This is a genomic window from Scytonema hankhaensis NUACC26 (genome assembly GCF_045865695.1).
GTDB lineage: Bacteria > Cyanobacteriota > Cyanobacteriia > Cyanobacteriales > Nostocaceae > Scytonema.
Map to the genome: position 1 here is coordinate 35376 of NZ_BAACAP010000214.1, position 12545 is coordinate 47920.

A 12545-nucleotide genomic window follows, 5' to 3' on the forward strand; every position below is an offset into this window, starting at 1 on the left:
AGATTTCCTCTTGTTAGATCGGGATGTGCTAATTTGCTATATGAATAAAAAGAAAGCAATTAAAATAGCACTGAGGACAAAGGCGAACACAATAGCGTATTCAACTCGACGACTAAAAAATCCCACAGCGACAACAAGGGCGATCGCAAGTCCGATAATGCCGATGTACTGCGCTTTTTGTAAACCCCCTGCAATAAGTGGGTCTTTTTGAGACGTATCTGGTGGAACTTCTCGAATTGTTTTTGGATTTTCTGACGCTGGCAATTCTTGTGCTAATAAATTCATCAAACGAACCTCCTAAATATTTTTATACTTGCCAAAGATAAATAAGTGAGAAGAGAATCACCCAAATAACATCAACAAAGTGCCAGAATAGAGTCGTTGCACTCACACCAAAGTGACTCTTGTTATAGTTACCGGGAATAAAAGAGCGAACAAGCACGATCGTCTGGAGAAGAACACCAGTTAGAACGTGCAAACCGTGGAAACCTGTTAGTAAGTAGAATGTTGAACCAACTAATCCCGTACTTAACTTGAAGTCAAGGTTTCTCCACTCAATTAGCTGACCAATTAGGAAATAGGTTCCCATACTAATTGTAATCAACCATAGCACGCGGAATTTATTGAGCTTTTGACGCCTGAGAGCATTTTCTGCGCTTTGGATGACAAAGCTACTGGAAAGCAGCACCACGGTGTTAACAATTACAAAAGTAGATAATTCCGGTCCCGATACACCAGGTGGTAACCAGTTACGAGTCGTCAGTCGCAGAGCAATGTACGTAAAGAAAAAACTTAAAAATATTATACTTTCCGATAGTAGAAACACGGTAAAGCCAAACATCCCTTTGCCGTGATGGTCATGAGCACGCCCACCACCACTGGGCAGGAAGCGCTGTAGCCATTTTGGCAAGTGTCGTTGCCACCGTTCAAATCGGATAGGGCTTTCATCTATATGGATAGTACGACGCATAATTTGGGGGAGTAGGGAGTAGGGAGTGGGGAGTAGGGAGAGTTTTCTTATTCCCTGTGTTCCTCAGACTCATGTTGATGGGGATGTTCCACAACTGAGTATTTGGGATCGCCGTAGTCGTAAGGAGGTCTGTTAACAATCGGAATTTCCTCAAAGTTATCTCGTGGCGGTGGTGAGGATGTGGTCCATTCCAAACCAGTAGCATGCCAGGGATTGTTGACTGCTAAAGGTCCGTACAGCCAGGAACCAACAATGTTAGCAATAAAAGGCAACGTCGATACCCCCAGCAAGAACGATCCAAGACTTGCAATGACGTTCCATCCCTGATATTGTGGGTCGTAGGAAGAGACTCGGCGCAGCATTCCCTGCAATCCTAACGGGTGCATGGAGAAGAAAGTCACATTGGCACCGATAAAAGTTAGCCAGAAGTGCAGCTTACCCCAGCCCTCAGCGTACATCCGTCCAGTTATCTTCGGGAACCAGTAGTAAATGGCTGCGAAAATTGCCATTGTGATGGTGTTGAAAACAATGTAGTGGAAGTGACCTACCACAAAGTAAGTATTGTTGACGTGAATGTCAAATGGTACTGCAGCAAGCATGACACCAGTCACACCACCAAATATAAACATTGCTGCACCTCCCAAGGCAAATAGCATTGGTGATTCTAGATGTAATTTACCCTTCCAAACGGTAGCAGTCCAGCCAAATGCTTTGACGCCAGTCGGTATGGCGACTAACATTGAGGTACCCATGAAGAACATTCGCATCCAGCCTGGGGTAGCACTTGTGAACATATGATGCACCCAAACGAAAATACTAACGAAAGCAATGCCCAATGAAGCGATCGCTAATGACCGATAGCCAAACAGGGGATTGCGGGAAAAGGCGGGGAGAACCTCAGCAATAATACCGAAGGCAGGGAGCGCCATAATGTATACAGCCGGATGGGAATAAAACCAGAATAAGTGCTGGTAGATGATGGGATCGCCACTATCTAAAGGTTTGAAAAATTGCGTACCGAAAGCCAGGTCAAACAACAGCAGTATAAATGCGCCGGTCAGGGAAGGTAAATTCACAAGTTGCAATATCTGAGCGCTGAAAACCGACCAAACAAAAACGGGCATGCGGAAAAACGTCATCCCCGGTGCTCGCATCCAAAAGATAGTCGTCACAAAGTTGACAGCCCCCATAATTGAAGAGATGCCTATCAGTACCAAACTCACAATCCAAATAAATTCACCGTTAATTATTTGACCGGGCGGAGCTTGGAGACTGACTGGTGGGTAAGACCACCAACCAGCTTGCGCGGGACCGTTCGGTAGCAAAAAGCTAGATAGTAGCAAAATACCAGCAGGTGGAAGAATCCAGAAAGAGATGGCGTTAAGCAGGGGAAACGCCATGTCCCGCGCTCCAATCATCAGCGGTACTAGGTAATTAGAAAGACCTGCATTAAACGGGATAATCCATAGAAAAATCATGATCGTCCCGTGCATGGTGAACAAGCCGTTATAGAGGGGGCGATCGACCAAATTTGATTCAGGGGTGAGCAATTCGGCACGAATAATCATTGCTAATAGTCCACCAATCAGAAAGAAAATGAAGGTCATCACCATGTATTGAACGCCAATCACCTTATGGTCGGTGCTAAAGCTGAAGTAGCGCCGCCAATCATCACCAGACTCGCTCGCTCCAGCTATACTTTCAACATCACGTGTCATGACCGACCTTCCTTTGATTGGCGATGGAGGACTCAGAGGGTATGACAGTGTACCAGCCCGTCTTGAAAAATGTCTTTGGTGGTTGGTTATATTCAGCAACTGCCTGATTTTTTGTAGTCATTGGTTCGCGAGCAGCTTGAGCGAGCCACTGGTTGTATTTTTCCAGAGGTTCGACGTAGACATCTGCCTCCATTAAAGCAAAGTAAGTACCACTAAATTGAGAATCTTTCAACCGATATTTACCGATGCGAATGGGTGTTAGCACAACATCAATGTGACGATTGGGAACTATATCCTGCTTTAAGCGGAACTCTGGAATGTAAAAACCGTGCAGTACCTCTTGTGCGTGCATATTTAGGCGGGTACTGCGATTAACAGGCAAGTGCAACTCATGACTGGTAATATTATTGGGATAGCGGAAAGACCAATCCCACTGCTTCACGAAAACATCAATAGTTTCAGACGCAGGTTTGGGAGCGTCGGTGACAGGTGCGGCGTAGGCTTTTTCAGATTCTAAGGGCATATGCAAATGCACGATTTGCTGCAAGCCCAAGATATCTAACTGCTGATAAATATTGAAGCTTTGAAAAGCAATCCACAATACCAGTAGAGTAGGGATGGCTGTCCACAGAATTTCTAGCCTCACATCACCTCTAGAGGGGTGTCCCTCACTGTAGTCATATTTGGATGCTCGATAGAAGATTGCTGAGTACACCATCATGCCAACAAGCCCAAGAAGGATGAATGCACCAATTGAGACTAGGAAACTAAATAAAGAATCAACTTTTTGTGCTTCTACTGTAGCTTGAGGAGGCATCCAAGAATATGCCAAATGCCCTATCCAACGGCTAATAACGAGCAGCACCGCGACACAAACAGCTATGAGTAAATATTCAAAAAATCTAAACATAAAAACGGCATTGCTTCTCGTTTATTTCAGCAGCAAATTTGGGTTTGCACCCTCTCGAAGTAATTTAGCAGCAGTCACGTGAATTCCAAACTCCTCTCCCAAATGTGCCCCCAATGTTCCGTGAACGTATAAGATACCTAGTATTGCAATGCCAGCCAACAAGTAACTCCACTGTACCTGTCTGTTCGCGTCTTTGCGCCAGTGGTAGCGCTGCAATCCCCGCCATACAGTCATAGCAACGATCGCACCTAATAAAACAACCCCACCCAAACCATGCAAAAGCATTGTCAAAGGAGCGCTTAACCCCCAAGCACTCTTTGTATTAAGCGGTGGGTTTGCTAGCAGCAGCTCGAAAAAACCAGCTGCAACAGTGAAAAATGTCACAACTGCTGCTCCTAGTAGATTGTACCACCCGACATCGAAGAAGCCAGAACGGATAGCAGGCAGAGCCAAAAACTTGAAGATGAATCGTTCTATGGGAAAAAGTGCTCCTGCTATATCAAACGCGATCGCAATGATGAACAAACCTAGCGTTAGATGTACCAGATTTGGATGCAAAGGAATCTCATAGGGTAGTCCGTTAGCTCCTAGCTTCAATCCTAACTCATCGAGCGGTTGCCAGTTCATGGCGAACCCCCCTGCTTCATCGCTTGAACAACAGGCTCTACATGTAGCCCGTATACCCAAAACAGCTTGCTCCCCAAATAGATTTGTAAGAACACCAGACAAATCAAAAACGTTGCTGCACCTAAATAAGCAGGTGGTATCTTTAGGGGGTTGCGCTTGCGAATCACGAACCGCCAAGCTGCGATCGCAGCAACAATAGCCGCTAGTGACCAACCGATAACCGTGTGAAAATTTAGAGTTGGTTGGACGGCTTCGTAAGCGTTTGCTAAACCTGCTTCAAACTGACCAAAGATAACCGCTAGAAAAATTGTTACTGAGGCAACAAACATATTCCAGAAACTTACCTCAAATAAACGGTGGTTACGGGTGAAATAGCCTACCACATCGCAGAAGAAAGAAAAAAACACCATCGCAATGACAAAGTGAACGATGATGGGGTGTAGAGGGTCGGGATAAGGTAAATTCTGATTATTTAGCGGCAGAACTGGCATTGCGTTCTCCTGATAGTCATAAAATTCTAAATGACTTTTGGTTGACAATGATAGTCATAACGAAAAAATTTAAGGCTTTTGGTTGTAGCAGATTTCATGTCGTTGTAGCAGATTTCATGTCTATGAGGTACACCTAATGTAAGGGTTTTCCGGTCGTTCGCCCCTACCCGTGTACTTCATTTGCTTGATAAATGCTATATCTTTATTACTCTTTAATCTATCTAAAGAAATAACAAACCTACTTCATTAAATAAGCAAGTGTAAGTTGAGAAAATCTTTCTTTAGGCTGATTAAGCTTTTAAAAACTATTTTTTCATAAAAATATACATACTTTATAAATTTTTGCGATCGATAACACAAATAATTATAATTTTGTCAGATCTTCCTAAAATTTAAGTAATTATACTTATTTTTTATTAAATTATAACTATTGTCTATTGTCTATACCAATCTTCGACCGCTCTGCGATCCTTAGAAACCTGGTATCTCCCAGATACCAGGTTTCTCCATCTTGACACGGAGAATAGTTGATGCCTACAAAAGTTACTGTTAATCCTGGTTTGATTACAATTAACAATATTCAACTTTAGAGCATGGCGCGTCTTTATGCTGATGATTAATATGGACATCAAGAAGCTCTGCTGTTGGTAGCGACTTAATCGGTTGTATCGTTCGGAGATATCTATTAGTAAAAAAGATATTATCATAAGTTAAGGTAATGTATAAAATTACGCAATTTTTATCGCTCGTGACTTGACACTATTATGTCTACAAAACAATCACCAACCGTAGAAGAACGCTTAAGCCGCTTAGAAACTCTCTTTACCAACGTAGGTGAACAGGTAGCAGCACACAATAACACCATTGATGTGTTGGTTGCCAACACCCAGGCACACAATAACACCATTGATGTGTTGGTTGCCAACATCCAGCAATTAACCGAAAACGTTGCCGCTGTAAACCAAAGAATAGATTCTTTAGCTGAACAAACCAACCGCAACATCAATAACTTGGCAGAGCAAGCCGCACAAGATCGTCAGCAAGCCGTACAAGATCGTCAGCAAGCCGCAATCGACCGTCAAAATTTTCGTAACGAAATACGGCAGATTTGGGAATATTTACGTGACCGCAATGGCGGTAGCAGTCCACCATAATAAAGTGTGCGCTTATGTACTGTGACACGTTTTGTGGTAGGGCTATACCTTTTATGCTGAATGCTTTGGGTGTGAGGTAGTATCGTACCATCTGAACAAGGTTAAAGCTAAAGTCAATGCTACAATGTAAACCTGTAAATCCTCCCAGATACATTTATCCCCCTGAACCTTGGCGGTGGGTGGAAAAGCAGTTTTATCCCCGTTTCCTGGAACAGATGGAAACACTATTTTCAACAGGGAATGGCTATCTGGGAATGCGAGGAGTGTTTGAGGAAGGTGCTCCCGTAGGTCAAAATGGTACGTTTATCAATGGCTTTTATGAAACCTGGCCGATTGTCTATGCAGAGGAAGCTTATGGCTTTGCTAAGACAGGGCAGACGATCGTGAATGTCACCGACAGCAAAATTATCAAGCTATATGTTGATGATGAACCGTTTTATCTGCCTACAGCCAATTTGCTCGGTTTTGAACGCTCCCTTGATATGCAAGCCGGTACTCTCGATCGCAACATTCTCTGGGAAACACCATCCGGTAAGCAAGTTTCTATCCGATCGCGCCGACTCGTTTCTTTTGTACACCGACATCTGGCAGCTATCTCTTATGAAGTGACTCTTATAAATGCTCAAGCACCAGTTGTAATTTCCTCCGAAATGCATTACGATCCCACTGTTCGTGCTAGTGAAGGCGATCCTCGACTCGCTAAGGGTTTTAAAGAGCGCGTACTGCTGCCTCAACAACACTATGTTAAAGATCGTCGTATTATACTCGGTCACATCACTAAAAACAGTCACATGACTTTAGCCTGTGGTATAGATCATTGGTTTGAAACACAATGTTCTTACTCTTACGACAGCGAGTGTTCCGAAGATGATGGTAAGGTCGTTTTCTGCGTAGATGCTCAACCCGGTATCCCGATTCGGTTGGTGAAGTACATAACCTATCACACCTCTGACCATTCTCCGACAAAAGAATTATGTTCGCAAGCCGGACGAACGCTCGAGCGCGCCATAGTTAATGGTTTTGACGAGCTGCTAGCAAGCCAACGACAGTATTTAAATGATTTTTGGATAAACAGCGATATCCAGATTGAGGACGATCCAAATCATCCCGATGTGCTACCCGACTTAATGCAGCAAGCGATACGCTTTAATTTATTTCAAATCTTTCAAGCATCAGCGCGAGCAGAAGGATGTGGTGTGGCGGCAAAAGGGCTGACCAGTCAAGCCTATGAAGGACATTACTTTTGGGATATGGAGATTTATGTCTTGCCATTCTTGATTTACACAGATCCGCATATTGCTAAAAACTTGCTGAGATTTCGCTACAGCATACTGGATAAAGCACGACAGCGATCGCAATCCGTCAGTCAAAAAGGAGCACTTTTTCCGTGGAGGACGATCGATGGTGAAGAAGCATCTGCCTACTATGCAGCTGGAACCGCTCAATACCACATTGATGCAGACATCATGTATGCGTTAAAAAAGTATGTTGAAGCAACGGGGGATAAGGAATTTCTCTTCAAAGAAGGGGTAGAGATGTTGGTCGAAACAGCTCGGATGTGGTATAGCCTTGGGTTCTTTTCGGAACGAGCGGGCGGTCAGTTCTGCATTCATGGTGTCACGGGACCTGATGAATACAATACCGTAGTCAATAATAATACTTATACAAATTTGATGGCAAGAGAGAATCTCTGGTACGCCGCAAAAACTGTTGAGACCCTGCACGAACAATACCCAGAGTTGTTTAACGTTTTAGTCGATAAAACCAATCTGGAACTTTCTGAGGTGGAGAACTGGAAGAAGGCGGCGGATAAAATCTATCTGCCCTTTGATGAAAAATTAGGAATTCATCTCCAGAACGATGGCTTTCTAGACGACGAGGTTTGGGATTTTGAAAATACACCAGCCAGTCAGTATCCATTGCTACTACACTTTCACCCACTGGTGATTTATAGACATCAGGTTATTAAGCAGGCAGATATCGTGCTGGCAATGCTTTTATTAGGTCATGAGTTTTCACTCGAACAGAAGCGGCGTAACTTCGATTATTACGATCCTCTGACAACGGGAGATTCCTCTCTTTCTGTGTGTATTCAGAGTATTATAGCTGCCGAAATCGGTTATATGTCCAAGGCGATCGCATATGCCAAGTATGCTATCCTTATGGATCTGGGCGATGTGGCTGGTAATGCGAAAGACGGTTGCCATATTGCTGCTATGGGAGGAACCTGGATGGTTCTGGTGTATGGATTTGGAGGTCTGCGAGATTGTAATGGGCGCTTATCTTTCGACCCAAGATTGCCCAAAGTCATAAAACGGCTGCAATTTCCCTTAACTATTCGAGGGCAGCGATTGGAGGTTAATATTGATGACAAATCAGCAACATATTTGCTAAAGCAGGGAACTGAGTTGGCGATCGCTCATCAAGGTGAAGACATTCATCTGTCTGTTGGCATTCCGGTGTCGGTAGAACTAAAACCTGTTCTTGAACTTGAGGGAGGACCGATAGAGACAAAATGTGCCTGCGAAGAGTGATAATGAATCTGAAGGACTTCCTAGTAGTTCAGCAAATTGAATGTATCTAAAGTTAATAGTCATCCTTACTTTCTCACTCCCTTGCCATCCAATCCAAACTATCCGCTTTTTGTGTTTCTACCTGGGATGGATGAAACTGGCAAAGAACTTCTGCGTCTACAGACAAAGGGTTTAGAAACTTCTTTTGATTTGCGATGCTTTGTGATTCCACCAGATGAACTCACAAGTTGGGATGACCTAGCCGAGAAAGTAGTAGCTTTAACTCAAATAGAACTAGAAAAACAACCGCGCTCGTCTGTTTACATATGTGGTGAATCCTTTGGCAGTTGTATAGTGTTGAAAGTAACACAAAAATTTCCCCAACTATTTACTAAGGATGAACGATGCATTTAAATATAACGCGAGCGCTAGCTTAAAAATAGTGTTTCAGACCTTGAGCTTTGGCTAGATTTTAAGCATTATTACTTATTGACAAATGGTTGACGACCTTAACTTGTCACCAATGTATTGTTGATAACTTTATTATGTTTATTTAATGTATTCCATTTGAGAGAACGGTCGATTCAAAGCCTCCTTCATTGGTTAGAAGGAAAGGAATACTGTACTTTCTAGGATAAGGTCATTCAATCATTCTTATCAGGAAATGTAAGATGGTAGATGTATCTAAGATCGAAGAACATTTGATTGTTCATGCTAAAGGTTCGGGGAGTATGCAAGGTGCATCCGACGAACATATTGGTACTGTGGATAGGGTCGAAGGTGGCAAGTATATCAAGTTGACGAAGGATGACTCCCTAGATGGGCAGCACCAAGCACCACTGCTTCCCCATCGATTAGATTGAATCAGTAGACGAGAAAGCAGTGTACCTGAGTAAGACCGCATCAGAAGCGAAGTCAGAATTGATGGATCGGCAACTTGCTATCACGTAGTTCTAAGTACAAGTCAAAAGCTTGTCCTGACATTCACAGAAACCGCCCTTGAACCTGCTTTCAAATTAATTCAGTGAAGCGGGATTCAATTCAAAAACTCAGTATGGAACAAAAAGATACCTTCAAAAAAGCTTCTCGCCGTCAAGTTCTTGGCGGGCTATTCATGTTACAATCGCCAGCCTAATAATGCCATCTACAGATAAACGTCATCTCAGTTGGTTGTTACAACAGTTTCAACTCAAGCCAGGTAAACCCGCCATTTTCTCCGGATTACGTAGCCTTTTTATACTGGGTGTCCCGATTGGTGTTGGAGTCATTACAGGTCATGCTGCTACAAGTGCAATTGCCACTATGGCAGCTTGGTTCGTTGGTATGGTAAATGTTGACGGAACCTATCGCCAGAGAGCAACTGCTATGATAGCAGCCACTGTGGGAGTGACTGTGGTCTTCCTGATGGCGAGTCTAGTTAGTAGTCATCTCTGGTTAGCTATCCCAACAACGTTCCTTGTGATATTTATAGCAGGTTTAGCAGGACTGTATGGCAGCGTTGCTGCATCTGTGAGCTTAGTCACTTCAATCATGTTTGCGATCTCGCTTGCTAGATTTGCTTCATTTTCCAATTTGTCTACTCTTATTCAACACTGTGCGCTATGTCTTTTTGGTGGAACATGGACAACTGTGTTGTCATTAGGACTGTGGGTGGTGCATCCTTACGTACCTGCAATGCAGGTAGTCGCTAAGTGTTATCTCTCGTTGAGTAAATTTGTGGAAACAGCAAGCGAGACATTAAATCCAAAGGATCGTCAGGAGTGGGAACAGCGCTTTTTGCAAGCTCAGGATACTGTTATTCAAGATTTGACATCAGCCCGTAGCGTTTGGACAACTCTATGGAATAGGCAAAAAGGAGCCGAAGCTCGGGGAAATCACTTACTCTTGTTGATTGAGGATGTCAATCAAATTGTGAATTCTGTTGTAGCACTGAGGGAACTGTTGGCGATCGCATCCGAAAGTCAACTGTTTTCCTGGTTACACAAAGAAATTCAGCAAGTGATAGAACAGTTGGCAATTGCTCTTTTAATGTTATCAGAAGCAATCGCCAAAGGAAAAAACTTAGTTCACCTAGGGGATTTGGATCGGACGGTTGAAGCACTGCAACACCAATGGGAAGTTCTGCGCTCTCAAGTTCTCAATCAAACGATAAATGTTGACACAGACGAGTATTCCGATCTAGTCAACCTGAGGAAGATTACAGCTAGTTTTACAAACCTGGCACAGCAGATTCATACTGATGCAGATATTGTTACAGATTTAATCCAGGGAAAACAGAGTAACATTGCCCAGAGAGACATTTTCCCTCCAGCACAGTCAGAGTGTTATGCAATTATTGATACACTGCGAAATCACTTGACTTTTGATTCAGTCATGTTTCGTCATGCGTTGCGCCTAGCACTGATCGTAACGTTCGCTGAATTACTTGCCTCACTATTGCAACTACCTAGAGGCTACTGGATAACGTTAACAGCTTTAGTTGCCCTTAAGCCCAACTTTGGTGGAACGTTCGAGACAACAGTACAAAGAGTCATTGGTACTATTCTAGGTGGAATTATCGGCATTACTCTAGTTTTACTAATTAAGAATCCATTGGCGATCGCAGTCTGTTTCCTGCTGCTCGTGTTTACTGCTATGTCGGTGCGATCGTTAAGCTACAGCATATTCACTATACTACTCACTCCCGCCATCATTTTGCTACTCAACCTTATTAGTGCAGGTGGTTGGAAAGTGGGAGTATTGCGTATCGTTGATAGCTTGGCTGGGGGTGTTTTAGCACTGCTTGGCAGCTATTTGCTTTTCCCCCGTTGGGAACGACATCAACTTCCTGCACAAGTGGAAAAGACGATTCGAGCAAATCTTGCCTACTTTCAACAGGTCATTGCTAACTATCTCTATCCACAGCAGGATGCATCTGCTAATTCTATCAACAAATTACGCCATCAAGCGGCATTAGAAAACGTCAACGCTGCCGCCGCCGCTCAACGATTGTTCAGCGAACCTCGTCACGTTCAGGGAGAAATCGAACCTGTAATGACGCTGATGGTATATATTCGTGGCTTTTTCAGTTCGGTTACAACTTTGGCAGAACATCTGCGGGAATTCAGTGGTGAGTACCAATTTACTGAATTCAAGCGACTTGCCGATACCATTATCCAAGTTTTGGAAAACTTAGCAGATGCCCTTGGGCAGGGACAGCCACCTCAACAATTACCAGCGCTCGATAGCTATCTTGAAGCAATTCACAACCAAATTGAACAGCTACATACCGCTCGTTTATCAGAAATTGCCACAAACTCCAACACTTTAACTCCCACATTACAAGCCGTTCGAGAACAAACTCTTCTATCTACAGAACTAGATCGAATTGTTAACAAAATTACAGTTATGCACTGTGTAATTGCCCGTCTGCAAGAATAGTTTTATCAAGAAAGGCTTCGGGCAGGAGGCAGGAGGCATTTATGGAATACTGGCTCCCGCCCTCAGAGAGTGAGCGAATGTTCAAGGGTTTAAGACCCCACGCTCACTTCGTTCAGTGACTCCCGTGAATGAGGAGTGATGAACATCTGATGAATTACTGACTCTGATACAATAGGTCTTCACTATACAGATTTTGAGAACTGCCGCAAGCGAAAGCGACGCAACATTTCACCTCCCACTGCTACAATTAAAACACCTATTATAATTATTACTACACTATGTAAATTTGGTTTGAACCCACCCAATGCCACAAGTAGGGTTGTAGCAGCTGCTGGGGGATGGGAAGCATTAAGCAGCAAACCAGCCAACATATTCAACATCCCAGCTAAAACTGCTGCCCACACACGCACTGGCGCTAGTTGTGCGGTTCCTAGCACACTAGGAGCGTTATCGGCACCTAGCAATTTTACTGCTAACAACCCCGCACCCAACCCCAATAAATGTCCGACAACAACGTTGTAAAATTTGGCACTTGGCTGCTCTGGCTGTTCTGCTTGGAGAAATGCTGTGGGTCCGAGACTGGGAAAAATCAAGGGTTGATGTGACGCTAGTCCTAGCAATCCCACTAACAGCATTAGTCCACCGGAAGCAAGGGGTGCCCAAATATAATCGGGAACTGGATTTGGTCGGGTTGATGAAGTGCTACTTTGAGGACTGTGCTGTTGTTTATTCATGGTATGAA

The 12545-nt window shown here is 43.7% G+C and carries 12 protein-coding genes; 5 read left to right on the plus strand and 7 right to left on the minus strand.

Features of this window, described 5'->3' with window-relative positions; translation table 11 throughout:
* Nucleotides 1-36 precede the first annotated feature (36 nt).
* From ACKTT2_RS28035 to ACKTT2_RS28060, 6 genes are read right to left on the minus strand one after another with little or no spacing between them, the layout of a single operon-like run.
* On the minus strand, nt 37-285 hold the full coding sequence (locus ACKTT2_RS28035) for a hypothetical protein (RefSeq protein ID WP_407892771.1): 249 nt from the start codon (nt 283-285) through the stop codon (nt 37-39).
* Between the two features lie 22 nt (nt 286-307).
* Entirely contained in the window at nt 308-973 is a 666-nt protein-coding gene (locus ACKTT2_RS28040) for a cytochrome c oxidase subunit 3 (protein WP_407892863.1), read from the minus strand.
* A gap of 44 nt (nt 974-1017) precedes the next feature.
* A complete protein-coding gene (ctaD, locus tag ACKTT2_RS28045) occupies nt 1018-2688 on the minus strand; it encodes a cytochrome c oxidase subunit I (protein WP_407892773.1) in 1671 nt (556 codons plus the stop codon).
* The gene (locus ACKTT2_RS28050; RefSeq protein ID WP_407892775.1) at nt 2678-3598 is read right to left on the minus strand and encodes a cytochrome c oxidase subunit II; all 921 of its coding nucleotides are present in this window, start codon (nt 3596-3598) and stop codon (nt 2678-2680) included. The genes ctaD and ACKTT2_RS28050 overlap by 11 nt, the downstream gene beginning before the upstream one ends.
* A gap of 21 nt (nt 3599-3619) precedes the next feature.
* Nucleotides 3620-4225, minus strand: a complete 606-nt coding sequence (locus ACKTT2_RS28055) for a DUF2231 domain-containing protein (RefSeq protein ID WP_407892777.1) — start codon at nt 4223-4225, stop codon at nt 3620-3622.
* The gene (locus ACKTT2_RS28060) at nt 4222-4716 is read right to left on the minus strand and encodes a DUF2231 domain-containing protein (RefSeq protein ID WP_407892779.1); all 495 of its coding nucleotides are present in this window, start codon (nt 4714-4716) and stop codon (nt 4222-4224) included. The genes ACKTT2_RS28055 and ACKTT2_RS28060 overlap by 4 nt, the downstream gene beginning before the upstream one ends.
* A gap of 761 nt (nt 4717-5477) precedes the next feature.
* Here ACKTT2_RS28060 and ACKTT2_RS28065 point away from each other — a divergent pair.
* The 5 genes from ACKTT2_RS28065 to ACKTT2_RS28085 all read left to right on the plus strand — a co-directional run bounded on the left by ACKTT2_RS28065 (nt 5478) and on the right by ACKTT2_RS28085 (nt 11803).
* Nucleotides 5478-5870, plus strand: a complete 393-nt coding sequence (locus tag ACKTT2_RS28065; RefSeq protein WP_407892865.1) for a hypothetical protein — start codon at nt 5478-5480, stop codon at nt 5868-5870.
* A 116-nt stretch (nt 5871-5986) separates the two neighbouring features.
* Nucleotides 5987-8404 (plus strand): glycoside hydrolase family 65 protein, encoded by a 2418-nt coding sequence (locus tag ACKTT2_RS28070; RefSeq protein ID WP_407892781.1) that lies wholly within the window; start codon nt 5987-5989, stop codon nt 8402-8404.
* A 36-nt stretch (nt 8405-8440) separates the two neighbouring features.
* Nucleotides 8441-8797 carry a hypothetical protein gene (locus tag ACKTT2_RS28075; RefSeq protein WP_407892783.1) on the plus strand — a complete coding sequence of 119 codons (357 nt, stop codon included), beginning with the start codon at nt 8441-8443 and terminating at the stop codon, nt 8795-8797.
* Nucleotides 8798-9054: 257 nt separating this feature from the next.
* A complete protein-coding gene (locus ACKTT2_RS28080; protein ID WP_407892785.1) occupies nt 9055-9246 on the plus strand; it encodes a DUF2171 domain-containing protein in 192 nt (63 codons plus the stop codon).
* A gap of 274 nt (nt 9247-9520) precedes the next feature.
* The gene (locus ACKTT2_RS28085; RefSeq protein WP_407892787.1) at nt 9521-11803 is read left to right on the plus strand and encodes an FUSC family protein; all 2283 of its coding nucleotides are present in this window, start codon (nt 9521-9523) and stop codon (nt 11801-11803) included.
* Nucleotides 11804-11985: 182 nt separating this feature from the next.
* Here the strand turns inward: ACKTT2_RS28085 and ACKTT2_RS28090 are convergent, their stop codons facing one another.
* Nucleotides 11986-12537: an HPP family protein gene (locus ACKTT2_RS28090; RefSeq protein WP_407892789.1), complete on the minus strand. Its 552-nt coding sequence runs from the start codon at nt 12535-12537 to the stop codon at nt 11986-11988.
* Between the last annotated feature and the right edge of the window lie 8 nt (nt 12538-12545).

Bases quoted from the DNA above. Each gene is read 5' to 3' on its own strand.
- ACKTT2_RS28035 (WP_407892771.1), bottom strand. From the start codon at position 285: ATGAATTTATTAGCACAAGAATTGCCAGCGTCAGAAAATCCAAAAACA.
- ACKTT2_RS28070 (WP_407892781.1), top strand. From the start codon at position 5,987: ATGCTACAATGTAAACCTGTAAATCCTCCCAGATACATTTATCCCCCT.
- ACKTT2_RS28080 (WP_407892785.1), top strand. From the start codon at position 9,055: ATGGTAGATGTATCTAAGATCGAAGAACATTTGATTGTTCATGCTAAA.
- ACKTT2_RS28090 (WP_407892789.1), bottom strand. From the start codon at position 12,537: ATGAATAAACAACAGCACAGTCCTCAAAGTAGCACTTCATCAACCCGA.
- ACKTT2_RS28085 (WP_407892787.1), top strand. From the start codon at position 9,521: ATGCCATCTACAGATAAACGTCATCTCAGTTGGTTGTTACAACAGTTT.
- ACKTT2_RS28055 (WP_407892777.1), bottom strand. From the start codon at position 4,225: ATGAACTGGCAACCGCTCGATGAGTTAGGATTGAAGCTAGGAGCTAAC.
- ACKTT2_RS28060 (WP_407892779.1), bottom strand. From the start codon at position 4,716: ATGCCAGTTCTGCCGCTAAATAATCAGAATTTACCTTATCCCGACCCT.
- ctaD (WP_407892773.1), bottom strand. From the start codon at position 2,688: ATGACACGTGATGTTGAAAGTATAGCTGGAGCGAGCGAGTCTGGTGAT.
- ACKTT2_RS28050 (WP_407892775.1), bottom strand. From the start codon at position 3,598: ATGTTTAGATTTTTTGAATATTTACTCATAGCTGTTTGTGTCGCGGTG.